This is a genomic window from Streptomyces sp. NBC_00252 (assembly GCF_036187565.1).
Taxonomy (GTDB): Bacteria; Actinomycetota; Actinomycetes; order Streptomycetales; family Streptomycetaceae; genus Streptomyces.
The window spans coordinates 5,088,962-5,110,616 of the sequence record NZ_CP108087.1 but is presented as its reverse complement, the minus strand read 5'-3'; the positions used below and the strand labels follow the sequence as shown (position 1 = coordinate 5,110,616).

The 21,655-nt window shown below is 71.4% G+C and carries 27 protein-coding genes and 1 tRNA gene; 12 read left to right on the top strand and 16 right to left on the bottom strand.

Annotation, left to right across the window (positions count from 1 at the left end):
- Window positions 1–113: 113 nt before the first annotated feature.
- The 4 genes from OHT77_RS22355 to OHT77_RS22340 all read right to left on the bottom strand — a co-directional run bounded on the left by OHT77_RS22355 (window position 114) and on the right by OHT77_RS22340 (window position 1,772).
- Window positions 114–198, bottom strand: a tRNA-Ser gene (locus OHT77_RS22355).
- Between the two features lie 66 nt (window positions 199–264).
- Window positions 265–696, bottom strand: a complete 432-nt coding sequence (gene tadA, locus OHT77_RS22350) for a tRNA adenosine(34) deaminase TadA (RefSeq protein WP_328830291.1) — start codon at window positions 694–696, stop codon at window positions 265–267.
- A gap of 56 nt (window positions 697–752) precedes the next feature.
- Window positions 753–1,286: a tRNA adenosine deaminase-associated protein gene (locus OHT77_RS22345; protein WP_328830290.1), complete on the bottom strand. Its 534-nt coding sequence runs from the start codon at window positions 1,284–1,286 to the stop codon at window positions 753–755.
- Between the two features lie 243 nt (window positions 1,287–1,529).
- Window positions 1,530–1,772 (bottom strand): hypothetical protein, encoded by a 243-nt coding sequence (locus tag OHT77_RS22340; RefSeq protein ID WP_328830289.1) that lies wholly within the window; start codon window positions 1,770–1,772, stop codon window positions 1,530–1,532.
- Between the two features lie 128 nt (window positions 1,773–1,900).
- Here OHT77_RS22340 and upp point away from each other — a divergent pair, with 128 nt between their 5' ends.
- The gene (upp, locus tag OHT77_RS22335; protein WP_266770606.1) at window positions 1,901–2,536 is read left to right on the top strand and encodes a uracil phosphoribosyltransferase; all 636 of its coding nucleotides are present in this window, start codon (window positions 1,901–1,903) and stop codon (window positions 2,534–2,536) included.
- Between the two features lie 123 nt (window positions 2,537–2,659).
- On the opposite strand, the gene OHT77_RS22330 is transcribed toward upp, so the two are convergent.
- Both OHT77_RS22330 and OHT77_RS22325 read right to left on the bottom strand, forming a co-directional pair.
- The gene (locus OHT77_RS22330) at window positions 2,660–3,280 is read right to left on the bottom strand and encodes a LytR C-terminal domain-containing protein (RefSeq protein ID WP_328834302.1); all 621 of its coding nucleotides are present in this window, start codon (window positions 3,278–3,280) and stop codon (window positions 2,660–2,662) included.
- Between the two features lie 192 nt (window positions 3,281–3,472).
- Window positions 3,473–3,769 (bottom strand): type II toxin-antitoxin system VapB family antitoxin, encoded by a 297-nt coding sequence (locus tag OHT77_RS22325; protein WP_003999914.1) that lies wholly within the window; start codon window positions 3,767–3,769, stop codon window positions 3,473–3,475.
- Between the two features lie 105 nt (window positions 3,770–3,874).
- Between OHT77_RS22325 and OHT77_RS22320 the strand changes: the two genes are divergently transcribed.
- A complete protein-coding gene (locus OHT77_RS22320) occupies window positions 3,875–5,398 on the top strand; it encodes a helicase HerA-like domain-containing protein (protein WP_328830288.1) in 1,524 nt (507 codons plus the stop codon).
- A 23-nt stretch (window positions 5,399–5,421) separates the two neighbouring features.
- On the opposite strand, the gene OHT77_RS22315 is transcribed toward OHT77_RS22320, so the two are convergent.
- From OHT77_RS22315 to OHT77_RS22290, 6 genes are all read right to left on the bottom strand, one after another.
- Complete coding sequence (locus OHT77_RS22315) at window positions 5,422–5,544, bottom strand: hypothetical protein (RefSeq protein ID WP_328830287.1); 123 nt, start codon at window positions 5,542–5,544, stop codon at window positions 5,422–5,424.
- Between the two features lie 51 nt (window positions 5,545–5,595).
- On the bottom strand, window positions 5,596–5,934 hold the full coding sequence (locus tag OHT77_RS22310) for a hypothetical protein (RefSeq protein ID WP_328830286.1): 339 nt from the start codon (window positions 5,932–5,934) through the stop codon (window positions 5,596–5,598).
- 78 nt (window positions 5,935–6,012) lie between these two features.
- Window positions 6,013–6,672, bottom strand: a complete 660-nt coding sequence (locus OHT77_RS22305; RefSeq protein WP_328830285.1) for an HdeD family acid-resistance protein — start codon at window positions 6,670–6,672, stop codon at window positions 6,013–6,015.
- A gap of 76 nt (window positions 6,673–6,748) precedes the next feature.
- Window positions 6,749–7,345, bottom strand: coding sequence for an HhH-GPD-type base excision DNA repair protein (locus tag OHT77_RS22300; protein ID WP_328830284.1), 597 nt, complete (start codon window positions 7,343–7,345; stop codon window positions 6,749–6,751).
- 76 nt (window positions 7,346–7,421) lie between these two features.
- Window positions 7,422–7,775, bottom strand: coding sequence for a VOC family protein (locus tag OHT77_RS22295; protein ID WP_266770615.1), 354 nt, complete (start codon window positions 7,773–7,775; stop codon window positions 7,422–7,424).
- A 55-nt stretch (window positions 7,776–7,830) separates the two neighbouring features.
- Window positions 7,831–8,544 (bottom strand): siderophore-interacting protein, encoded by a 714-nt coding sequence (locus OHT77_RS22290; protein WP_328830283.1) that lies wholly within the window; start codon window positions 8,542–8,544, stop codon window positions 7,831–7,833.
- A 105-nt stretch (window positions 8,545–8,649) separates the two neighbouring features.
- Here OHT77_RS22290 and OHT77_RS22285 point away from each other — a divergent pair, with 105 nt between their 5' ends.
- From OHT77_RS22285 to OHT77_RS22265, 5 genes are all read left to right on the top strand, one after another.
- A complete protein-coding gene (locus OHT77_RS22285) occupies window positions 8,650–10,911 on the top strand; it encodes a penicillin acylase family protein (protein WP_328830282.1) in 2,262 nt (753 codons plus the stop codon).
- Window positions 10,904–11,512: a GNAT family N-acetyltransferase gene (locus OHT77_RS22280; protein WP_328830281.1), complete on the top strand. Its 609-nt coding sequence runs from the start codon at window positions 10,904–10,906 to the stop codon at window positions 11,510–11,512. The genes OHT77_RS22285 and OHT77_RS22280 overlap by 8 nt, the downstream gene beginning before the upstream one ends.
- 9 nt (window positions 11,513–11,521) lie before the next feature.
- A complete protein-coding gene (locus OHT77_RS22275; protein WP_328830280.1) occupies window positions 11,522–12,004 on the top strand; it encodes a cupin domain-containing protein in 483 nt (160 codons plus the stop codon).
- Window positions 11,992–12,774 (top strand): SDR family NAD(P)-dependent oxidoreductase, encoded by a 783-nt coding sequence (locus OHT77_RS22270; protein WP_328830279.1) that lies wholly within the window; start codon window positions 11,992–11,994, stop codon window positions 12,772–12,774. Before OHT77_RS22275 ends, OHT77_RS22270 begins: the two co-directional genes overlap by 13 nt.
- Window positions 12,775–12,987: 213 nt before the next feature.
- Entirely contained in the window at window positions 12,988–14,760 is a 1,773-nt protein-coding gene (locus tag OHT77_RS22265; RefSeq protein ID WP_328834301.1) for a copper resistance CopC/CopD family protein, read from the top strand.
- Between the two features lie 21 nt (window positions 14,761–14,781).
- Here OHT77_RS22265 and OHT77_RS22260 read toward each other — a convergent pair whose 3' ends face one another.
- Both OHT77_RS22260 and OHT77_RS22255 read right to left on the bottom strand, forming a co-directional pair.
- Window positions 14,782–15,777, bottom strand: a complete 996-nt coding sequence (locus tag OHT77_RS22260) for a cytochrome c oxidase assembly protein (RefSeq protein ID WP_328830278.1) — start codon at window positions 15,775–15,777, stop codon at window positions 14,782–14,784.
- A gap of 138 nt (window positions 15,778–15,915) precedes the next feature.
- Complete coding sequence (locus OHT77_RS22255) at window positions 15,916–17,328, bottom strand: alpha/beta hydrolase-fold protein (protein WP_328830277.1); 1,413 nt, start codon at window positions 17,326–17,328, stop codon at window positions 15,916–15,918.
- A gap of 439 nt (window positions 17,329–17,767) precedes the next feature.
- Between OHT77_RS22255 and OHT77_RS22250 the strand changes: the two genes are divergently transcribed.
- From OHT77_RS22250 to OHT77_RS22240, 3 genes are all read left to right on the top strand, one after another.
- Window positions 17,768–18,310, top strand: a complete 543-nt coding sequence (locus tag OHT77_RS22250; protein WP_328830276.1) for a hypothetical protein — start codon at window positions 17,768–17,770, stop codon at window positions 18,308–18,310.
- Between the two features lie 71 nt (window positions 18,311–18,381).
- Window positions 18,382–18,711, top strand: coding sequence for a hypothetical protein (locus OHT77_RS22245; protein WP_328830275.1), 330 nt, complete (start codon window positions 18,382–18,384; stop codon window positions 18,709–18,711).
- Between the two features lie 55 nt (window positions 18,712–18,766).
- Window positions 18,767–19,231 (top strand): PH domain-containing protein, encoded by a 465-nt coding sequence (locus OHT77_RS22240; RefSeq protein WP_328830274.1) that lies wholly within the window; start codon window positions 18,767–18,769, stop codon window positions 19,229–19,231.
- A 39-nt stretch (window positions 19,232–19,270) separates the two neighbouring features.
- Here the strand turns inward: OHT77_RS22240 and OHT77_RS22235 are convergent, their stop codons facing one another.
- Window positions 19,271–19,558 (bottom strand): glutaredoxin domain-containing protein, encoded by a 288-nt coding sequence (locus OHT77_RS22235; RefSeq protein ID WP_328830273.1) that lies wholly within the window; start codon window positions 19,556–19,558, stop codon window positions 19,271–19,273.
- Window position 19,559: 1 nt separating this feature from the next.
- Window positions 19,560–19,790, bottom strand: a complete 231-nt coding sequence (locus tag OHT77_RS22230; RefSeq protein WP_328830272.1) for a hypothetical protein — start codon at window positions 19,788–19,790, stop codon at window positions 19,560–19,562.
- Window positions 19,791–19,893: 103 nt separating this feature from the next.
- Between OHT77_RS22230 and OHT77_RS22225 the strand changes: the two genes are divergently transcribed.
- Together OHT77_RS22225 and OHT77_RS22220 are read left to right on the top strand one after the other, a co-directional pair.
- Window positions 19,894–21,321, top strand: a complete 1,428-nt coding sequence (locus OHT77_RS22225; RefSeq protein WP_328830271.1) for an acyclic terpene utilization AtuA family protein — start codon at window positions 19,894–19,896, stop codon at window positions 21,319–21,321.
- Window position 21,322: 1 nt separating this feature from the next.
- On the top strand, window positions 21,323–21,655 hold the full coding sequence (locus tag OHT77_RS22220) for an AtuA-related protein (RefSeq protein WP_328830270.1): 333 nt from the start codon (window positions 21,323–21,325) through the stop codon (window positions 21,653–21,655).

Below are 21,655 nucleotides of genomic sequence, written 5' to 3'. Positions count from 1 at the left end.
CCTGTGGATCCGTGCCCGTGGGCCCCCTGTTGCCGGCGGTGAGTGTAACCTTCGCGGCCCCCGAATGGATCAACGCACGAAGGGCCCCGTCTTTCGACGGGGCCCCTCAGAAGCGGTAGCGGAGGGATTTGAACCCTCGGTGACTTGCGCCACACTCGCTTTCGAGGCGAGCTCCTTCGGCCGCTCGGACACGCTACCGAGAGAGACCTTACAACAAGGTGGGGCGTGGTTTGAAATCGGTATCGGGGCCCACCGCCGACACCCCTACCGGTCGCGGAAGAACTCCGTGAGCAGGAGCGCGCATTCGTCCGCGAGGACGTCCCCGATCACCTCGGGGCGGTGGTTGAGCCGCCGGTCCCGGACCACGTCGAAGAGCGAGCCGGCCGCGCCCGCCTTCTCGTCGCGGGCGCCGTAGACGACCCGGTCCACCCGGGACTGCACCAGGGCGCCCGCGCACATCGTGCAGGGTTCGAGGGTGACGACGAGGGTGCAGCCGGACAGCCGCCACTCCCCGAGGAGAGCGGCGGCCCGTCGGATCGCGAGGACCTCGGCGTGCGCCGTCGGATCGCCGGTGGCCTCGCGTTCGTTGTGCCCGGTGGCGAGCACGGTCGTACCGTCCGGGGACAGCACGACCGCGCCGACCGGGACGTCACCGCCCCGCGCGGCCGCCGCGGCCTCGTCCAGGGCGAGCCGCATCGCGGCCCGCCAGCGGTCGCGTACCGGGTCCGGAGTCCCTTCTGTGCGTGCTGTGGTCAGCGGACGGTCTCCAGGACCTCCGAGGCCCCCAGGGCCTCGGCGATGGAGCTGAGCGCGTCGTCGGCGTCGAGGAGCAGCAACTCCTTCTCGCCGACGCCCAGATCGTCCAGGATCTGGCTGTCACCGACGGGGCTGTGCGGAACGGCCTCGGCCGAGGTGCCGTCCTCGTCGTCGTCCTCCTCGGTGTCACCGTCCTCGGTGCCGTCGAGGTCGAGCGAGTCCAGGTCGACGACGTCGTCGGCGTCCGGGTCCCGTCCGAGCAGCTCGTCGGTGAGCAGGATCTCGCCGTACGAGCTGCGTGCGGCGGCAGCTGCGTCCGAGACGTAGATCCGAGGGTCGTCCTCGCCGTCGATGCGGACGACGCCGAACCAGGCGTCCTCCTGCTCGATGAGCACCAGCACCGTGTCGTCCTCGGGCGAGGCTTCACGGGCCAGTTCGGCCAGATCCGACAGGCTCTCGACATCGTCGAGCTCTGTGTCGCTCGCTTCCCACCCGTCTTCGGTGCGCGCGAGCAGTGCGGCGAAGTACACCGTGACTCTCCCACTGGTCTTAGGCGTGCCGGTTGGGGGTCCCCCCGGCGGAGGCTGCGGGCGGGGAGAGCTCGTGCTCCGAGCCCCACCCACTCGGAATCGTGGCAGAAACAAGGCGATCAGGGGACGTCTTCGGCTCCCTGTGTCCGCCCGTTTTGATCGACCACCAGCGGGATCGTACGCGGCGATCGCCTTGCACACGCACCCGGTTGGCCTTACAAGCTGCTGTGAGACAGGCCTCAACTACCAGCGGAACGTGCGCATACGCATGGCGTGGCGCAGCCGCGCGGTCTTGGCGCGGCGGGGCTGTACCCGGTCGCGCAGCTCGCGGGCCTCGGTCAGCTCGCGCAGGAACTGGGCCCGGCGCCGCCTGCGCTCGGCCTCGGTCTCCCGGCTCGCTTCCCGGTCGGCTTCCCGGTCGGCTTCCCGGTCGTTCGACCGGCTCTTCGACTGCGACGGGTCCCCTTGGGACTCACGGTCAGGCATCGGTTCACCACCCCGTTCCGTCCCTCCCACTTTCCCCCGGACGGGCGGTTTGATGCCACCGCGGGCCGGATCGGGGCCGGTGGGAGCGCGGACCGCGGCAGCCGCGGGGCCCGGCTACTGTTGTGGACATGCGTCTCCACGTCGTCGACCACCCCCTGGTCGCCCACAAGCTCACCACGCTGCGCGACCGGCGCACCGACTCCGCGACCTTCCGCCGCCTCGCCGACGAGCTGGTCACCCTGCTCGCCTACGAGGCCACGCGCGACGTGCGCACCGAACAGGTCGACATCGTCACGCCGGTCTCCCCGACCACCGGCGTCAAGCTGTCCTACCCGCGCCCGCTGGTCGTGCCGATCCTGCGGGCCGGCCTCGGCATGCTGGACGGCATGGTCCGGCTGCTGCCGACCGCCGAGGTGGGCTTCATGGGCATGGTGCGCGACGAGGAGACGCTCCAGGCGTCCACGTACGCCACGCGCATGCCTGAGGACCTCTCCGGCCGCCAGGTGTACGTCCTCGACCCGATGCTGGCCACCGGCGGCACCCTGGTCGCCGCGATCCGCGAGCTGATCAAGCGCGGCGCCGACGACGTGACGGCCGTGGTGCTGCTCGCGGCCCCCGAGGGCGTCGAGGTCATGGAGCGCGACCTGGCGGGCACCCCGGTGACGGTCGTGACGGCCTCGGTCGACGAGCGCCTGAACGAGCACGGCTACATCGTCCCGGGCCTGGGCGACGCGGGCGACCGCCTCTACGGCGCGGCCGAGTAGGAACCCCTCAACACCCGATTCCCGTACGGCTCTTACCTGCCGGACGGGGATCGGGTGTTGTCGTAGGACCGCTTTCCACGGCCGCTCTCATACGGCCGCTCTCGTACCGCCGCTCTCGTACGGCTACGAGCACGCCTTCGGTGATGCGCTCGCCGTCGGGGCGGGGCCGGTCAGCGCGGCCAGGGCCTTGTCGGCGGCGGCCTTCGCGTCGAGGTTCTTGAAGGCGGTGCCGATGACGAGGTCGACCGCGGTGCCCTTGCGGGTGGCCTCGGTGCGGCGCTCGGCGCCGGTGAGCTGGGTGGCGAGGACGGGCAGCGAGGTGTCGAGGGCGGAGGCGGGGCCGAGCAGGACGCCGGTGCCCTTGACCTTCTTGTCCCACTGCGCGGACGCGTTGCCCACGTCACCGATCTTGAAGCCGCGCTTCTTGAGTTCGTCGGCGGTCGACTTGGCGAGGCCGCTGCGGGGCGTGGCGTTGTAGACGTTCACGGTGATCTGGGCCGGCTTCGGCACGGCGGAGTCGGTGGTGGGCGAGGGGCTCGCCTTGGACGCGCAGGCGGCCTTGGAACCGGCTGCCGCCGCCTGTTTGCCGCCACCGGTGAAGACGTCGATGAGCTGCAACGTGCCCCACCCGCCCACACCCAGTACGGCGACGGAGGCGATCACCATGAGGACGAGCCTCCCGCGGCGCCGCGGACGGCGCATGCGCGGGTATTTGTCCCCCGTGATCCGGTACTGGCCGCCCATGCCTGGGGGAGTCAGCATGCTCATGAGCGCAGCGTAGTGCGCCTGGGCGGCGATGCCTACTAGATGATCATTCGACAGCGCCGAGACCAACCCGAAAGGACGAACGGGTTAGCGGAAGGCAGCCGTCCGGGGCCGTGCGGTGGTCGGTCGTGCGGGGGCTCGCCGTGCTGGAAGGTGCGGCCCGCGCAGGGCTCAGTCCAGCTCCAGGACGCGGGCGTGGAGCACCTGGCGCTGCTGCAGTGCCGCGCGGACCGCGCGGTGCAGGCCGTCCTCCAGGTACAGGTCGCCCTGCCACTTCACGACGTGCGCGAAGAGGTCGCCGTAGAAGGTCGAGTCCTCGGCGAGGAGCGTTTCCAGGTCGAGCTGGCCCTTGGTCGTCACGAGCTGATCGAGGCGGACCGGGCGCGGCGCGACATCCGCCCACTGCCGGGTGCTCTCCCGGCCGTGGTCGGGGTACGGCCGGCCGTTTCCGATGCGCTTGAAGATCACACGGAAAGCCTACCGGTCATGACGTTCCGGGCGCAGCCATGGAGACGGAGTGCGACGCTGGAAAAGATGCCGTAAAGCCGGGCAAAACAGGAACAGAGGCCTGATATGAGTGACAGCGAGACGATCGCCGCCGGGTACGCCTTCACAGGACCTGCACTCGACCTGGGCGCCCTGCTGTGGGAAGGGGCCTGTCTGCCCGACGCGCAGATCCGCGTCCCCCTCCCGATGCTCAACCGCCACGGCCTCGTCGCGGGCGCCACCGGCACCGGCAAGACCAAGACCCTCCAGCTCATCGCCGAGCAGCTCTCGGCGCAGGGCGTGCCGGTGTTCCTCGCGGACGTGAAGGGCGACGTGTCGGGCATCTCGGCACCCGGCGTCACGAACGACAAGGTCGCGGGCCGCGCCGCCGAGGTGAAACAGCAGTGGACGGCGACCGGCTACCCGGCGGAGTTCTACGCCCTCGGCGGCATCGGCCACGGCATCCCGGTCCGCGCCACGATCACCGGCTTCGGCCCGGTCCTGCTCTCCAAGGTGCTCCAGCTCAACCAGACCCAGGAGCAGTCCCTCGGCCTGATCTTCCACTACGCCGACACCAAGGGCCTGGAGCTGATCGACCTCAAGGACCTGCGGGCGGTCGTCACCTTCCTCACCTCCGACGAGGGCAAGCCGGAGCTGAAGAACATCGGCGGCCTGTCCACCGCCACGGCCGGGGTGATCCTGCGCTCCCTCACCGCGTTCGAGGCGCAGGGCATGGCCGACTTCTTCGGTGAGCCGGAGTTCGACACGAGCGAGCTGCTGCGCACGGCGACGGACGGCCGGGGCATGGTCTCCGTCCTCGAACTCCCCGCCGTCCAGGACAAACCGCAGCTCTTCTCGACCTTCCTGATGTGGCTCCTGGCCGACCTCTTCCACGATCTCCCGGAGGTCGGTGACGCCGACAAGCCCAAGCTCGTCTTCTTCTTCGACGAGGCGCATCTGCTCTTCAACGACGCCTCCAAGGCGTTCCTGGACTCCATCACGCAGACCGTCCGCCTCATTCGCTCGAAAGGGGTCGGCGTCTTCTTCGTGACCCAGACCCCGAAGGACGTCCCCGGCGACGTCCTCGCCCAGCTCGGCAACCGCGTCCAGCACGCCCTGCGCGCCTTCACGCCGGACGACCAGAAGGCGCTGAAGGCCACGGTGAAGACCTTCCCGAACTCCCCCTACGACCTGGAGGAGATCCTCACGGGCCTGGGCACCGGCGAGGCGGTCGTCACGGTCCTCAGCGAGAACGGCGCCCCCACCCCGGTCGCGGTGACCCGCCTCCGCGCCCCCGAGTCCCTGATGGGCCCGATCGACGCGGCGACCCTCGACACGGCGGTCAAGTCCTCGTCCCTGTACGGCCGTTACGCACAGGCTGTGGACCGCGAGTCGGCGTACGAGAAGCTCACGGCGGCGGAGCGGCAGCCGGTCCCGGAGCCCCCGAAGGCGGCCTCGAAAGCGGCGCCCAAGCCGGCCAAGGAGGACGAGTCGATGGTCCAACAGGTCGTCGGCAGCGGCATGTTCAAGTCCCTGGCGCGTTCGGTCGGCACCCAGATCGGCCGCGAGATCACGCGTTCCCTGTTCGGCACGGCCCGGCGGAAGCGCTAGCCCCCGCCGGGCCGTACGCAGGCTCAGCGCCCCCGTTCCTCGGGGGGCCGCTGCGGCTCGGGTCGGCGGGTTTCCGGCTTGGGCGCGTTGCGGACGGCCTCGGCGCGCAGCAGGGCGCGCAGGACCGCGTACGGGTCGATGGGCATGGCTGTGTTCCTAGCGTCGTGGTGACGGTTGACCTGGGGAAGGCCGGTCCGTCAGCAGCGCAGGACCACCGTGCGCAGAGCGCGGAGGGTGTACGGCGGTGAGGGCGGCGCGGGGAGGGAACGCGCCCGGGGTGCCCGGGACGCCGGTGCGGGCGCGGGCCGCAGGGGTGCGGTGGGCCGTCGGACGGCGAGGGGACCGACGGGCCGCAGGGCAGCCGCGGTGTCCAGGACGTCGTACTCGATGGTCGTCTCTACGGACGCCGACGCGGCCGGTGTCGCGCGCAGTTCGGCGTGCGTGCCGGGCACCAGCAGGGCGAGGAGCAGCACGAGGGCCCGCAGCCAGGCGCGGCTGCGGGGGAGGCGGTGTGCGGGGCGCACCCTCGTGCTCATGGAAGGTCATCTCCCAGCGGCCGTACGGCGTTCATCGCGGCGGGCGCGTAAACCGCCCGCACGGCCTACCAACGAGGCTCACAGGGCCTGGGGCACCTTCTTGGCGTGGCTCCTCATCCGGACGGCCGTGACGATCTCGACCACGCCGACCGCGACCAGCCAGATGCCGCAGACGAGGGTCAGGACGGCGACCGAGCGGAAGGGGGAGTCGATCAGCACGATGCCGGCGATGAAGGTGACGATCCCCAGGAAGATCTGCCAGCCGCGGGCGGGCATCGTCCGGTCGTGGATCGCGGCCAGGGTCTGCGTGATGCCCCGGATCAGCCAGCCGATGCCGATCCACAGGGCGAGCAGCAGGATCGACTGCATCGGCCCGCGGAAACAGAACAGTCCCAGCACGATCGACAGCGCGCCGCTGATGAACGCGAGGACGCGCAGCGAGGTCGCCCGGTGCGTGCCGAACGCGGCGACCAGCTGGAAGACGCCGCTGATCAGCAGGTACAGGCCGAAGAGGATGCCGGCCGCGAAGAGGGACGCGCCGGGCCACACCAGGACCAGCACGCCGAGGATCAGGGACGCGACGCCGGTGAGCAGGACGACCTGCCACGCGGCTTTGGACAGGGCGAAGAGGGGCCCTTCGAATTCCGGGTCGTCGTGCGGGGGCCGCGGGTCGCGTGGCGCGTGGGCGCGGCGGTCGTCGTACTCCGGGCCCCAGGGGCCGCTCGGTGCCTCGGTCATGGTCCATGTTTTGACCGGGGGCCCACGGCCCGCCACCGGGGCGGGCCACCTGGCTGACGGGGTGCGGAGGCCGGGGCTACTTGCCGCCTGCCGCCTTCGCCGCCTTGGCCGCGGCCTTCATCTCCTGCTTGTGGGCGCGGACCTTGGTCAGGGACTCGGGGCCGGTGATGTCGGCGACGGAGCGGTACGACTTGGGCTCGCCGTAGGCGCCCGCGGCCTCGCGCCAGCCCTTCGGTGTGACCCCGAGCTGCTTGCCGAGGAGGGCGAGGAAGATCTGGGCCTTCTGCTTGCCGAACCCGGGGAGTTCCTGGAGGCGCTTGAGCAGGTCGGCACCCGTCCCGACGCCCTCCCAGACCTTGCTCGCGTCACCGTCGTAGTGCTCGACGAGGTACTGGCAGAGCTGCTGGATGCGCTTGGCCATGGAACCCGGGTAGCGGTGCACCGCCGGCTTCTCGGAGAGGAGGGCGGCGAAGGCCTCGGGGTCGCGGGCCGCGATGTCGTGCGCGTCCAGGTCGGTCGCGCCGAGCCGGTCGGCGATCGTCCGCGGCCCCTTGAACGCCCACTCCATCGGCACCTGCTGGTCGAGCAGCATCCCCACCAGGGCGGCGAGCGGGGAACGGCCGAGGAGTTCATCGGCGTCGGGGTCCTGGGCGAGGTGAAGGGTGACGTCCATGGGTCGATGATGGCGCGTACGGGCGCGGGATGCCCGCCGGTGCGCCGGGCCGGCGGGCATCCACCCGGGCGCGGCCCTACTGCCGGCGCTGACCCAGCACGCAGAACTCGTTGCCCTCGGGGTCCGCCAGGACCACCCAGGACTGCTCGCCCTGGCCGATGTCCACGCGGCGCGCGCCGTGCGCCTCCAGGCGGGCCACCTCGGCGGCCTGGTCGTCGGGCCGGAAGTCCAGATGCAGCCGGCTCTTGCTCTGCTTGGCCTCGTCGAGCCGGACGAAGTCCAGGCCCGGAAGGCGGTCCGGCGCGGGGCGGATCTCGTACTCGTCGGCGTCGGAGTACACCACGACCCACCCCAGCGCCTCGGCCCACCACTGCCCAAGGGCCGCCGGATCCTCCGCGTGCACGATTACCTGTTCCCATTCCAAGGTCATCCGCAGAGGGTAGACCGGCCCCGGCCTCGGAACACAGGTGTTTTCGCCGCTCCGTTCAGCCCGCCCGCCAGTACCCCAGCGCGTGCACCCGCTCCCGGTGTACGCCCAACTCCCTTCGCACGTACGACGACAGGGCCCGCGTGGTCGTCGTGTCGCAGGTGATCCAGACGTACGGGTCGCTGCTTCCCTTCAGCAGGTCGGGAAGCTCCGCCCTTACCCGCTCGGCGAGTTGGCCGCGGGCGGTCCTGTGCACCTCGTGCAGGGCCGGGTCGGTGCGGAAGGGCAGGCCCTCGCCGTCGCCCTCGAACCAGATCGTCGCCGGGACCGCCGAACCCACCGTGCCGAGAAGGGAGTTGACGGCGGGGAGGGAGGCCGGGTCGCCGATGACGAAGAGGTGGGACGGGGTCGGGTCCGGGGTCTCGAAGCCCGTGCCCTGGACCGTCGCCTCGATGGTGTCGCCCGGCTGCGCGCCCCGCGCCCAGTCGCTCGCCCGCCCCTCGTGCAGGGCGAATTCGAGGCCGAACGTGCCGGCCGCCGGGTCGGGGTCGACCAGGGTGTACGCCCGCTGGTGCGGCCTGCCCGCGTTGTCGAACCAGAGCCGGACCCACATGGTCGGGTGGACCCCGGTCGCCGCGAGCATGCCGCCGTCGGTGAGGCGGAGGCGGCGGTAGTGCGGGGTGACGTCCTCGGCTCTCGTCACCGTGAACTCGTAGTCCTTGGCGCGCAGCAGCCTGAGAACCGCGCCCTCCCAACCGCGCCCCTGCACCATGGTCTCTTCACCCTTCGCGTACGCTTTCCTCAGCAATAAATTAGGTAAGGCTAACCTAAAGAATAGCCTCAGCCCTCAGGGCGGAACCAGAACAGGGGCCACAGCGTGACGACCGAGTTCCACCGCGATGCCGCGGTCCACCGCGACGCCTGGGGGATTCCCCACCTGCGCGCCGGCAGCGCCGACGAACTCGCCCGCGCCCAAGGCCGCGTCACCGCCCTCGACCGCGCCTGGCAGCTCGAGGTCGAACGGCACCGGGCGCAGGGCACGTCTGCGTCCTTCCTCGGCGTCCGCGCCCTCCCTTGGGACCTCTTCGCCCGCCGCGTCCGGCTCGACGACACGGCCAGGCGCTGCTTCACGGCCCTGGAGCGCCGGGACGCCGAGACCGCGCGCTGGGTCCGGTCGTACGTCGACGGCGTCAACGAGGGTCTGACGGAGGGCGGTTCAGCACCCGAGTTCGCCAAGGCAGGCCTCGCGCCCGGCCGTTGGGAACCCTGGACCCCCCTCGGCATCTGGCTCGCCACACACATCCTGTTCGCCGGGTTCCCGGCCAAGCTCTGGCGCGAGGAGGCGGTACGGCACCTGGGGCCGGATGCCGTGGGGCTGTTCGCCACCGACGGGCCCGGTACCTCCGGCAGCAACGGCTGGCTGGTCAGCGGTGAGCGGACCACGACCGGCCTGCCCGTCCTCGCCGGTGACCCGCACCGCTACATCGAGGACCCCGGCGTCTACCAGCAAGTCCACCTCTCCTGCCCGGAGTTCGACGTCGTCGGCCTCACCGTGCCCGGCGTCCCCGGCATCGCCCACTTCGGCCACACCGGCACGGTCGCCTGGGCCATCACCAACGCCATGGCCGACTACCAGGACCTGTACCGCGAACGCCTGCGCCGCACCGGCGCCGGTGTCGAGGCCCTTGGCCCGGACGGCAGTTGGCACCGCGCCACCCGCCACACGGAGACGGTCGACGTGGCCGGCGAGGAGTCCGTGGAGGTCGAGATCATCGAGACCGAACGCGGGCCGGTCGTGATCGGGGGACCGGAGGGTCTCGACGGGGGCATCATCGGCGAACCGGACGGGCTGGACGGAGGCGTCATCGGCGAACCGGACGGGCTGGACGGAGGTGTCATCGGCAGGCAGGAAGGTCTCGCCATGGGCATCAGCGCCCCGCCCGGCACCCCGCCCGGCACCCCGCCCGGCACCCCACCCTCCACCCCGCCCCTCGCCATCAGCCTCCGCTACCCGCCCCGCGTCACCCGCGACCTCGGCTTCACCGCGCTGCTCCCCCTCCTCCGGGCCCGCCAAGTCGCCGACGTGGACCGGGCGTTCGACGACTGGGCCGAACCCGTCAACGTCGTCCAGGCCGCCGACACCGAGGGCGGCCTGCTGCACCGGGTCGCGGGCAAGGTGCCGTTGCGCGCCGAGGCCAACCGCACCCGGCTCGTGCCCGCCTGGGAACCCGGTCACGAGTGGCACGGCTGGCACGAGCCGCCCCGCGCCGGACTCACCGACGACGGCATCGCGGTCATGGCCAACCAGCGCGGCCCCGCCACCCCGCTCGGCGTCGAGTTCGCCCCGGGCCACCGCGCCGACCGCATCACCGAGCTGCTCGGCGGGCGCGATAAGTGGTCCGCCGCCGACATGCCCGCGGTCCACATGGACACCCATCTCGGCTCCGCAGCACCCCTGTTGGACCGACTGGCCGCACTCACCGACCTCACCCCGGAGGCCGCCGCGCTCCGCGACCGGCTGCTGGCCTGGGACCGCCGTATGGACGCCGACAGCAGCGACGCCGCCGCCTACGCGGCCGTACGCGGCGCGGTCGTCCGACGGCTCGCGGCCCACCCGGCGTTCGCCGCGCTGGCCGAACCGCCCGCGTACCCGGAGGTGTTCCTGCCCTGGCTCGCCCTGCTCCCGCGCGTCGGCTTCGCGCTCGAACACCTGCTGCGGGCAGGGGAGTTGTACGGCATCGACCGGCCGGAGGCGGTGCGGGCGGCGCTGGAGGAGACGGCGGCAAAACCGTCCGGCACTTGGGGTGACAGCCACCGCCTCGCACCCTGGCGGGCCCTCACCGAAACCAAAACCACCCCAACTCCCGCTCCCCGCCTGTCCGGTGACCACGACTGCGTCCTGTGCACCTCCTCCGTCCCCGGGCTCACCGACCTGAGCGCGCGAGGTCCGTCCGCCCGTTTCGTGTGGGACCTGGCCCGGCGGGACGACAGCCTGTGGGTGGTGCCGCTGGGCGCGTCGGGGAATCCCGCCTCACCGCACCACCACGATCAACTGCCCTTGTGGCTCAAGGGAGACATGGCCCCGGTGATCACCGACTGGCACCTCCTTGAGCCTCCCGCGAAGGAAACCGATGTCTGAGCCGCACGCCCCCGCCCGTCACCCTCTCCACTCGCAGCACGTCGACGGCTTCGGCGCCGTCCACGTCCTCCCCCTGGACCCGGAGGCCGACGCCGGGACGATCCACCGCTGGGTCAGCGAGGAACGGGCCGCGTTCTGGGGCATGAACGGCCTCACCCAGGACCGAGTCACCGAGATCTACGCCCACATGGCCACCCTCGACACCCACCACGCCCACCTCGTGCTCCGGGACGGCGACCCCGTCGCGCTCCTCCAGACCTACGACCCCGCGGCCGACCGCGTCGGCGACTGCTACGACGTACGCCCCGGGGACATCGGCATCCACCTCCTCCTGGCCCCGGCGGGCCCGGACGGCGGCCGGCCCGGCTGGTCGTCGGCGCTGCTGGGCGCCCTCGCGTCGTACGTCCTGCTCGGTCTCGACCGGCGCCGGGTCGTGGTCGATCCGGACGTGCGGAACGAGAAGGCCATCGCGCGGTTCCTGCGGCAGGGGTTCGTGCCGGGGCCGAGGGTCGTCCTCCCGGAGGTGGACATACCGGACGTCTTCCTGCCCGAAAAGCACGCTCAACTGGCCTTTCTCCCCCGCGAGGTGGCCTTCCCGTAGCCTGCCGGAGTGACCCCAGAAGACCTCGTCGCCCACTACGGCCTCGTACCGATCCCCCGCGAGGGCGGCCTGTTCCGGCAGACGTGGGCGGGCCCGGAGCGGGCCGACGGCAACCCGGAGGGCACGGCGATCGTCGCCCTGCTCACGGCCGACGACTTCTCCGCGCTGCACCGCCTCCCCGGCGACGAGGTCTGGCACTTCTACCTCGGCGACCCCCTCGAACTCCTCCTCCTCGCCCCCGACGACACCGTGCGCACGGCGGTTCTCGGCCCCGGCATACGGCACGGCCAGCACCTCCAGTTCACCGTCCCCGGCGGCACCTGGATGGGGGCGCGGGTGGTGGCGGGCGGCGCGTGGACGTTCTTCGGCTGCACCATGGCACCCGGTTTCACCTACGACGGCTACGAGCACGGCGACGCGGGCGAGTTGACCGCCCGCTACGCCCGCACTCCGGCCGAGGCCGCCCGCATCACCGCCCTGTGCCGCCCGTGAACGGCCTCCTGGCAGGGCAGTTCGCCCTGGTCACGGGCGCGAGCGGCGGCATCGGCCGGGCCATCGCGGTGCGGTTCGCGGAGGAGGGCGCGGCGGGGGTCGCCGTCCACTGTCGTACGGCGGTGGAGGCGGCCGGTGAAGTCGCGTCACGCGTACGGGAGTTGGGCGCCCGTGCCGTCGTACTGCAAGCCGATCTGACCGACGAGGACGCCTGCCGCGGGCTGGTCCGCGAGGCGGCGGAGTGGAGCGGCGGGCGGCTGACGGCGCTGGTCAACAACGCGGGCGTACAGCCCACGCAGCCGCTGCCCGGGATGACGGCGGCGGACTGGCGGACGGTCGTCGACACCAACCTGACCAGCGTCTTCGCCTGCACACAGGCGGCGGCGGAGGTCATGCGGGAGCAGAGCGAGGACGGCGGCACGGTGACGCACATCGCGTCGATCGAGGCGGGCGCCCCGGCCGCGCTGCACGCCCACTACTCCGCGTCCAAGGCCGCCGTCGTCATGCACGCGCGGTCGGCGGCCCTGGAGTACGGCCCGTACGGCATCCGCGTCAACACCGTCTCGCCCGGTCTGATCGACCGGGAGGGACTGGCGGCGGACTGGCCGGACGGGGTGCGGCGGTGGCGGGAGGCGGCGCCGACGGGGAGGCTGGGGCGGCCGGAGGACGTGGGCGACGCCTGCGTGTTCCTGGCGTCCCCGCTCGCCTCCTGGATCACCGGGCACGACCTGGTGGTCGACGGCGGGGTGACGGCGAGGCCGACGTGGTGAGCGGGACGGGAGGCTCCTCCGTACCTAACGGGAGGCCTGATGTGACCGGGGCCCGGCGGGACCGAGGGCCTGACACCACCGGGGCCCGCACGTCCGAAGACGGGGAAGTGAAGACGGAGAAGTGACGTGAGCCGACGACGGAACGAGCGCGACCAGGCCGGCCGGGGAATCCTCGGGCACCGGTGGCCCGAACGCCGGGGCCTGCAACGGGTGTTGCTCCTGGCCCCCCTCCTGTTCCTGCTCCTCCTCGGCACCGCGTCCACCGCCTCCGCCCACGCGGCCCTCGAATCCACCGACCCCGCCGACGGCAGCGTCCTCAAGTCCGCCCCCCGCACGGTCACCCTCACGTTCTCCGAGTCGGTCGCCCTGCTCGACGACTCCTTCCGCGTCTACGACCCCGACAACCGCCGGGTGTCGACGAGTTCGGCGCATCACGCCAAGGGCGCGGGCGACACGGCGAGCGTCACGCTGCCGGGGAAGCTGGGCACCGGCACCTTCACGGTCGCCTGGCGCGTGGTCTCCGCCGACAGCCACCCGGTCTCGGGCGCCTTCACCTTCTCCATCGGCAAACCCTCCGCCACCACCACCCCGGTCGCCACCGCCCCCACCGAGGACCCCCTCACCGGCACCCTCTACGACATGGCCCGCTACGTCGCCTACATAGCCGCGGCCCTCCTCATCGGCACCGCCGCCTTCCTGGCCCTGTGCCGCCCCCCGGACCCGACGGTCCTCGACAAGCCGATCCGCACGGGCTGGTGGACCCTGCTGGCGGCCACACTCGCCCTGCTCCTGCTCCGTTCCCCCTACGAGGCAGGCACCGCCCTCACCACGGCCTTCGAACCCTCCGCGATCCCGAAGACCTTGACGACCCGCCCGGGCGAGGCCCTGGCAGCCCGAGTCGTGCTCCTCGCCGCAACAGCCGTCTTCCTCCTACGACTTCGGGGCCGGACCCGCTTCGGCCGCCTGACGACGGCGACAGGCACCGCCCTGGCGATCGGACTGGCACTGACCTGGGCGTCGGCGGAACACGCGTCCGCCGGGATCCAGGTGCCGGTGGCGATGACGTCGGCGGTCCTGCACCTGCTCGCGATGTCGGTGTGGCTGGGCGGCCTGACGGCCCTCCTCACCACCCTCTACCGCTCACCGAGCCTCGACGCGGCCCCGGTCGCCCGCTTCTCCCGCCTCGCCTTCACCTCGGTCACCGTCCTGGTGGTCACCGGCATCTACCAGTCCTGGCGCGGCCTCGGCTCCTGGAACGCCCTGACCGGGACGTCGTACGGCCGCATCCTGCTGGTGAAACTCGGCGCGGTCGTGCTGCTGCTCGCGGCGGCGGGCTGGTCACGGCAGTGGACGAACCGGTTGACGGGGGCCGAAGTCCGGCTCCGGGTACCGGAGTTGGTGCGGGCGGGCGCGGACGGGGCACCGGCTTCCACGGGAGATGGGCCGCCTTCCGCGGGAGATGGCGGGACCGCGCCGGAGGCCGCTGCCGACGACTCCCAGGACCGCCTCCGCCGCGGGCTGCGCCGCTCGGTGCTGGTCGAAGTCGCCGTAGGTGTCGCGGTGTTGGTGGTCACCACGCTCCTCACCAACACCCTCCCGGGCCGCGCGGCCGCCGACGCCCAGCAGACGGCGACCCCGGCCGGCATACCCGCCGCATCCGTCACCACCGTCCCCTTCCGCGTCGGCGACGCCGGCGGCAAGGTGCAGATCACCCTCGACCCCGGCCGCGTGGGCGAGAACTCGGTCGAGGCGGTCGTCTACGGCCCCGACGGCGGCTTCGCCACCGTCCCCGAACTCCGCCTCTCCTTCACCCTCCCCGCCCAGAAGATCGGTCCCCTCGACGCCGGCATCAAGGACGAGGGCGGCTACTGGGGCACCAACTCCCTCAACCTCCCGATCGCCGGGACCTGGACGATGAAGGTGACGGTCCGGACGTCGGACGTGGACCAGGTGAGTGTGTCGAGGGACGTGCGGATCGTGCGGTAGGGGCGGCCCCTCGGGGGCCGGTTACCGCTGGCCCCGGATGCGCTGCGCGACCTCGCTGTTCTCGGTCTCCCACCAGGGGCGTACGAGGTCGGGACCCTCGGCCGACGCGGTCGTCTCCGCCGCTGTCGCCTCCTTGGGCGTCGCGCGGACCACCTCCAGTTCCTCGTCCAGCCGCCGGTCCAGGGCGACCGTCTCGGCGCGTTCCGTGCGGGCCCACTGGACGAGGATCGCGAGGAGGAAGGGGAGGGCGACGAGTTCGGCGATGCTGACCATCGCGCCGCCGCCGAGCTGCTGGTCGTGCTGGATGTCGGGGGCCCAGGACGGGGAGTGGCTGAGGTACCAGGAGCCGGCGATCAGGGTGCCGTGGGTCATCACCACGATGCCCGGGACCGCGTCGATGATCCCGTCCACGAACACCAGGCCCGCCCGCACCGGGTGGGTGCACCAGGCGGGCAGCGCCTCCTCGCGGGTGAGGACCGGGAGGACGAACAGGCTTCCGGCGAGCAGCAGGTGGAGGTACATCAACTGGTGCAGCCAGTTGTCGGCCAGTGCGGTCTCGAAGTACGGCGTGAAGTAGATCGTCAGCTCGGTCGCCAGCACCAGGGCCGTGCTGACCAGAGGGAACGTGAGCAGCCGGACCAGGCGGCCGGTCAGGGTGGCCTGCGCGCGGGCCGCGGCGCGTTCGGGCAGGGCGCGGAGGGCGAGCCGCAGCGGATCGCCGAGGGCCAGGCCGAGGGGGGCGATCAGGTCCAGGAGAACGTTCTGGACGGCGGCCGGCCAGAACAGCACGCGGTCGTAGACGGCGAGCGCGGACATCGTCGCGACGACGATCGTGCCGAGGCCGAGCACCGCGAACGCGGCGGTCCGCGCCACCGGCCACGCCTCGCCGCGCCGCCGCAGCCGCAGGACGCCCCAGCCGTACAGCACGCCGAGGACCACGACGACCAGCAGCGCGGGGACGTCCGCCTGCCAGGAGGAGAACAGCCGTCCGTCGGTGAGCTGCGGCGGGGTCTCCATCGCGATCTGCCTCCACGGGCGGTCGGCCGGCCGGACGGTGGGGTGGTTCCGTCGGTTCGGCCGGTTCTGTCGGATCTGCCGCAGCACTCTATGCCGCCGAGTGCCGCGGCGAGGACCCGACCCCGGGGCCCCGGGTGCCTACCGCGACTGGCGCATGATCCAGTCCCGGATGCCGGGGATCGTGTACGCGATCTGCCAGGTGCCCATGTGCGCGCTGGTCGTCGAGCCGGACGGCACGGTCGTGCCGGTCTTGAACGCGGAGAAGTTCACCGGGGTCCGCTGGGCCGTCATGGCCCGGACGTCCGCCGCGAACCCGGCGGCCGTGGACTGGCCGTCCCACAGCGCGGTGCTGACCTTCGTGCCCTGTTCCTGGATGACCTCGGTGATCGCCTGCTCGCCCGGGTACGCCTTGGTGTCGTCGGCCGAGACGAGGATCCACAGGTTCTTCCTGGCGAGGGGCGCCGCCTGCGCCTCCGGCCACTGCCCGGCCACGATGAACGCGGCGGCGAACAGGTCCGGGTACCGGATGTTCAGGCCGAGGGACATCATCGCGCCCATCGACTGACCGGTCGTGTAGAGGCGGTCGCGGTCGATGCTGTACTGCCCCGCGACGGACTCGACGAGGTTCGCGGTGGCGTCGAAGAGGGTCGACGGCTCGTAGGTGTCGTCGATCACCACCGCGCCGTACTCGGGCGCCAGCACGAACGCCTCGTGCCGGGCCTGGTCCTCCGGGCTCGCCCAGCACACCGCGCCCAGGCCCTGCACCAGCGGACCCTCGGTCGCCACGTTGACCACGCTCGCGTCGTGCATGAACAGCACCAACGGGTAGCTCTTGCGCGGGTTGTAGTGCCGGGGGACGAACAGGTTGTACTTCAGGGTCCGGCCGGTCGCGGGGTCGTCGAAGGTGAACTGCCGGAAGTCGTCCACGATCAGGTTCTTCACGGCGTCGGTGGTCAGCGCCGTGGTACTGGCGGCGTACTGCCTGCCGCGTGTGGTGGTGACGGCACCGGCCTGGGTGAGCGTGGCCTTCGCGGCGACGATCGTCCCGCCCGGGGTGGTGTCACCGACCTGCGGACCACCCGCGCCGACCCCACCACCGGACCCACCGGTCCCACCCGTCCCGCCGGTCCCGCCGCCGGTGGGCGGGGTGCCGGAACCCTGGCCCGTCACCCACAGGGCCGCCGCCGTGTCGTCCGGCGACAGTTCGACGATGACGTAGCGGCCGTCCCGGGACCGCTGCGCGAGGTCGGCGGAACGGTTCGTGTAGACCTTCGTCACCGTGCGGTCGGTGACGCTGAACGTCGACGTCGACAGCGTCCGCCCGTCGATCTCCCGGTCGTACTCGACGGCTACGGCGACGAGCTTCTGCCCCGCTCCGAAGACCTGGGTGATGGCGGTGACGCCCTTCACATGGTCCCCGACGGAATCAGCGGAGCCGCTCCCGCCGGCCGCGCTCGCCTCACTCGCCGAGCTGGGGCTCGCGCCGCCGAACACCGCCAGGGCCCCGGCCGTCGCGGTCGCGGTACCGGCCATGAACCTACGCCTGTCCATGAAGGTGAACTCCTTCGATCGAGGTCTGTCGGGCTGCCGGCGCCACTGTCCAGCCCCAATCTGTGAAGCCATCCGAGAAAGGAGTCCCTTTTTCACAGGTCCCGCAGAGGTTTCCTGGTGGTACGGAGGAATGCACATCGCGCAATCTCAGCTGCCGCGATGCATTGCTCCGCGGTGGTTGACCCGCATTTCCCTGATGAGGGGTGGCGGGAATTCGGCGATGGAATCAGGCCGCATTCAGAGCGAACTCAGAGGGGGGTTCGGGTGGGTTCGGGGGGTGGTGTCTACGGCCGAGTGGGCCGGTAAGCGGGGTGAGGTTGTCCCCCCCTCGAGACTGTTTCCGGCGACAATCACGGGACGAGGGCGACGACGGACGACCGCGCAGGGCGAGCAGGCCGTGCAGGTCCGGGCAGGACACGGGGGCAACGGAGTGGCAGCGATGGGCAGTTCACCGGGCGCGGCCTCGCCGCCGGAAGAGATACGCATCCGTACGACGGCATGGCAAAGGACAACACCCTTCCTCCCCCTGGCAGTTCTCACGGCGGTCCTCTACCTCACCCCCGGAACGGAGTTCAGGCCACCGGGCGGACTACCGGCGGTGACGGCGTTCTGGATCGCCCTGCTGGTACTGGGCACCCTCGTCCCGTCCCGCCTCGGTATCACCCTCACCCCGTCCGCGATCGTGGTCCACACCTTCCGCCGCCGCACAATCCCCTGGTCCGACATCCAGGACATGAAGATCGAAACAACCCTGGGCAGCCGCACGGTCGTCCTGCACGAGACGAACGGCCGCCGTACCGAACTCGGAGTCCCCACCACGGGATTCCTCGTCCGGGACAGCCACTTCGAGGAGAAGTTCCGCACCATAGAAGCCTGCTGGACGACCCACAGGGACCCGGACTGGACCCCGGCCTCGCAGTCCCTGGCCTGGTGGAACACCCAACCGCCCGCAGAACAGGACCCGTTGACCCCACCCAAGTAGCCGAGCAGCAAACCGGGTTGAGTGGCTCGGACCAAATCCGGAGCCCGCCCACGGAGGGAGGAGCGAAACCCATGGCGCTGCCCCGTAAAGGATCCCGAAACATCACTGTCGACGGCACGACCTATCGCTGGCGCCTGCGCCACAAGCCGACCTACTCCCAGGCGCTGGCCTGGTCACCGTGCACCTACGCGGTGGAGCACGCGGACGATGCCGGCACGACCCTCGTGGTCACCACCGACCGCCCACACCCCGGCAACTGGCTCGGCCACGACTCCAAGCCCGTCCTCCCCTGCGACGTCACCCAAGCCATCCAACGGGCCCTGCACGAAGGCTGGATCCCAACGGCCCCGGGCTCCCCGTTCCACCTGAACCTCTCGGCCGGGTCCACGCCCCCGCCCTGAACCGGGCAACGAAACAGCGCTACGAACTCACGCTCCGCCGTACATCATTCGTACCGTGGACGATGTTCGGGACAGCGTGCTGGGCGTGTGGCGGGTCGGGCGGTCGGGGCGGCTCGGGGGCTTTCTGCTGGCCGTCGGTCCGGCGGGCGGGGCGCTGTCCACCTGGTGGGGTGCGGTCTCGCACCCGGACACGCAGAACGTGGAAGCCACCGGCATAGCGACCGCCGTCGCGCTGGGCTTCGCGTTCTTCGCCTGGTGGTTCCTGCTGCGCGTACGTCTGGAACTCACGACGGACACGATCGTCATGGTGAACCCGTGGGGCACTCAACGCCTGCCCTGGTCACGTGTCAGCGCGGTGACCTTCGGCAATTGGGGAGCGCGGTTCCACACGAAGGACGGGTTCACGTACACGGCGTACGCCCTGAGTGACCTGGCTGCCGGAGTCCGTCAGGACGACCGGTTCGCTGACGTGAAACGCGTGGCCGATGCCCAACTCCGTGACGGACAGCCGCCGTTGTAGGAGCCCGAGGTGCCGGCGGGCCGGGGTGTGGACGGACGGTCAGCTGCCGTCCGCCGCCCCCGACAACAGATGAGGCGCGTACGCCCGCACCGCCTCCAGCAGTTCACCCTTCGACGGGTTCACCATCGCCCGCCCGGCCACGGTCACCGTCGGCACGGTCTCGTTCCCGTCCGCGACGGACCGGACGAACGCCGCCGCGTCCGGGTGCTTCCAGATGTTGACCTTGGTGAACTCAAGCTGGGTGAAACGGAGTTGGGTGAGCAGGCGGATGCAGTACGGGCACATGGGCCGCCAATAGACGACGACACCACCGGATTCCTCGGACACGTCACTCCCCCTGGCCCTCGCGTTCGTTTCCGTCATCCTCAGCAGCCGCGATGGTATGCAGAAGCCGGTGAAGAAAATAGACGGACGCCGTCGGCAACACAGGCGTATGCGGTGCATAGACCGCCAACTTCCGCACCGTACCGGGGTCGTTGAGCGGCCGCGTCACCAGTCGCCCGAAAGCCATCAGCGGCAACACCAGCCGAGGCACGGCACTGACGCCGAGCCCGTCCATGCGGCAGAGATACCAGCTCGCCCAACCCCTCATGCACACCCCGCATGAATCAAGACGACATCGATCTTTGCCCCGATCCCCTCCCCGCACCCACAGTGGTCCCATGAGCCGGACACGGACAAGGACGCCTGCAGGGCCCCGGCGCCGGATACGCATCGGCTGCGGCGCGGGCTTCGCCGACGACCGCGTCGACCCCGCCGTGGAACTCGCGGAACACGGCCGCCTCGACTACCTCGTCTTCGAGTGCCTGGCCGAACGCACCGTCGCCCTGGCCCAGTTGGACCGCCTCCGAGACCCGGACGCCGGCTACAACGAGTGGCTGGAGGAGCGCATGGAAGCCGTACTCGAACCCTGCGTCCGCCACGGAACCCGCGTCATCACCAACATGGGCGCGGCCAACCCGACGGCCGCCGCGAGGGTGGTCGCCGAGGTGGCCCACCGCCTCGGCCTCGACGGCCTGCGCATCGCGACGGTCACCGGCGACGACGTACTCCACCTGGTCAAAGGCACCCCCCTCGCCCTCCTGGACGGCCCCGACAGGACACTCACGGCGAACGACCTGGGCGAAGCCGTCGTATCGGCGAACGCCTACCTCGGCGCACCCCCCGTCGCCGAGGCCCTCGCCCAGGGCGCCGACGTGGTGGTGACCGGCCGGGTCGCGGACCCGTCCCTCTTCCTCGCCCCGCTGATGCACGAGTTCGGCTGGTCCCCGGCCGACTGGCCCCTCCTGGCCCGCGGAACCGCCGTAGGACACCTCCTGGAGTGCGCCGGCCAACTCACCGGCGGCTACTACGCCGACCCCGGCACCAAGGACGTCCCCGAACTGGCCCGGCTGGGCTTCCCGCTCGCCGAGGTGGCCGAGGATGGCCGCTTCACCGTCACGAAGGTCCCGGGCTCGGGCGGCCGCCTGACCCCGGCCACCGTCACCGAGCAGCTGCTGTACGAGGTCCACGACCCGGCCTCGTACCTCACTCCGGACGTCACCGCGGACTTCTCCCACGCCCGCCTCACCCACCTCGGGGAGGACCGGGTCGAGGTCACCGGCATCACCGGCCGCGAACCCCCCACCACCCTCAAGACCTCGGTCGGCTACCGCGACGGCTTCCTCGCCACCGGCGAGATCTCCTACGCCGGCCCGGGCGCCGTGGCACGAGCCCGCGAGGCGGCCCGCATCGTGGAAACCCGCCTGACCACCACCGGGATCAAGTGCACGAACGCCCGCTACGACCTGATCGGCGTGGACGCGGTCCACCGAGGTGTCGGCTCCCCGGCCGCAACAGCCGTAGAACCAAAGGAAGTTCGCCTACGGGTGGCAGCCCGCACCGACACCCTCATCGAGGCGCGCCGGGTAGGCAGAGAGGTGGCGTCCCTGTATCTGAACGGCCCCTACGGAGGCGCGGGCGCAACCCGGGACGTACGGGAGAACATCGCCATCACGTCGGTGTCGCTGCCCCGGGAACAGGTCCCGACGACCGTCACCGTCACCGTCACAGCCACGACCACCACCGCCGACGATGCCCCGGAGCCGTGACGTGAAACTCCACGAACTGGCCCACGCCCGCTCCGGCGACAAGGGCTCCACGGCCGACATCTCGGTCATCGCCTACACCCCGTCGACGTACCCCCACCTGCGCACACACCTCACCCCCGACCGAGTCCGCGCCCACTTCCCCGACCTCCCCCCGGGCCCGGTCCACCGCTACGAACTCCCGTCCCTCCACGCCCTGAAGTTCGTCCTCCACAACGCGCTCGACGGCGGAGTCACCCGTTCCCTGGCGCTGGACGCCCACGGAAAGAGCCTGGCGGCCTGCCTGTTGGAGATGGACGTACCGGATCTCCCGCCCCCGACGGATTCGAAGGACTGA

Bases quoted from the DNA above. Each gene is read 5' to 3' on its own strand.
- tadA (WP_328830291.1), bottom strand. From the start codon at position 696: ATGCGGCTCGCCCTGGACGAGGCCGCGGCGGCCGCGCGGGGCGGTGAC.
- OHT77_RS22340 (WP_328830289.1), bottom strand. From the start codon at position 1,772: ATGCCTGACCGTGAGTCCCAAGGGGACCCGTCGCAGTCGAAGAGCCGG.
- upp (WP_266770606.1), top strand. From the start codon at position 1,901: ATGCGTCTCCACGTCGTCGACCACCCCCTGGTCGCCCACAAGCTCACC.
- OHT77_RS22330 (WP_328834302.1), bottom strand. From the start codon at position 3,280: ATGGGCGGCCAGTACCGGATCACGGGGGACAAATACCCGCGCATGCGC.
- OHT77_RS22320 (WP_328830288.1), top strand. From the start codon at position 3,875: ATGAGTGACAGCGAGACGATCGCCGCCGGGTACGCCTTCACAGGACCT.
- OHT77_RS22315 (WP_328830287.1), bottom strand. From the start codon at position 5,544: ATGCCCATCGACCCGTACGCGGTCCTGCGCGCCCTGCTGCGCGCCGAG.
- OHT77_RS22310 (WP_328830286.1), bottom strand. From the start codon at position 5,934: ATGAGCACGAGGGTGCGCCCCGCACACCGCCTCCCCCGCAGCCGCGCC.
- OHT77_RS22305 (WP_328830285.1), bottom strand. From the start codon at position 6,672: ATGACCGAGGCACCGAGCGGCCCCTGGGGCCCGGAGTACGACGACCGC.
- OHT77_RS22300 (WP_328830284.1), bottom strand. From the start codon at position 7,345: ATGGACGTCACCCTTCACCTCGCCCAGGACCCCGACGCCGATGAACTC.
- OHT77_RS22295 (WP_266770615.1), bottom strand. From the start codon at position 7,775: ATGACCTTGGAATGGGAACAGGTAATCGTGCACGCGGAGGATCCGGCG.
- OHT77_RS22290 (WP_328830283.1), bottom strand. From the start codon at position 8,544: ATGGTGCAGGGGCGCGGTTGGGAGGGCGCGGTTCTCAGGCTGCTGCGC.
- OHT77_RS22280 (WP_328830281.1), top strand. From the start codon at position 10,904: ATGTCTGAGCCGCACGCCCCCGCCCGTCACCCTCTCCACTCGCAGCAC.
- OHT77_RS22260 (WP_328830278.1), bottom strand. From the start codon at position 15,777: ATGGAGACCCCGCCGCAGCTCACCGACGGACGGCTGTTCTCCTCCTGG.
- OHT77_RS22255 (WP_328830277.1), bottom strand. From the start codon at position 17,328: ATGGACAGGCGTAGGTTCATGGCCGGTACCGCGACCGCGACGGCCGGG.
- OHT77_RS22250 (WP_328830276.1), top strand. From the start codon at position 17,768: ATGGGCAGTTCACCGGGCGCGGCCTCGCCGCCGGAAGAGATACGCATC.
- OHT77_RS22245 (WP_328830275.1), top strand. From the start codon at position 18,382: ATGGCGCTGCCCCGTAAAGGATCCCGAAACATCACTGTCGACGGCACG.
- OHT77_RS22230 (WP_328830272.1), bottom strand. From the start codon at position 19,790: ATGGACGGGCTCGGCGTCAGTGCCGTGCCTCGGCTGGTGTTGCCGCTG.
- OHT77_RS22225 (WP_328830271.1), top strand. From the start codon at position 19,894: ATGAGCCGGACACGGACAAGGACGCCTGCAGGGCCCCGGCGCCGGATA.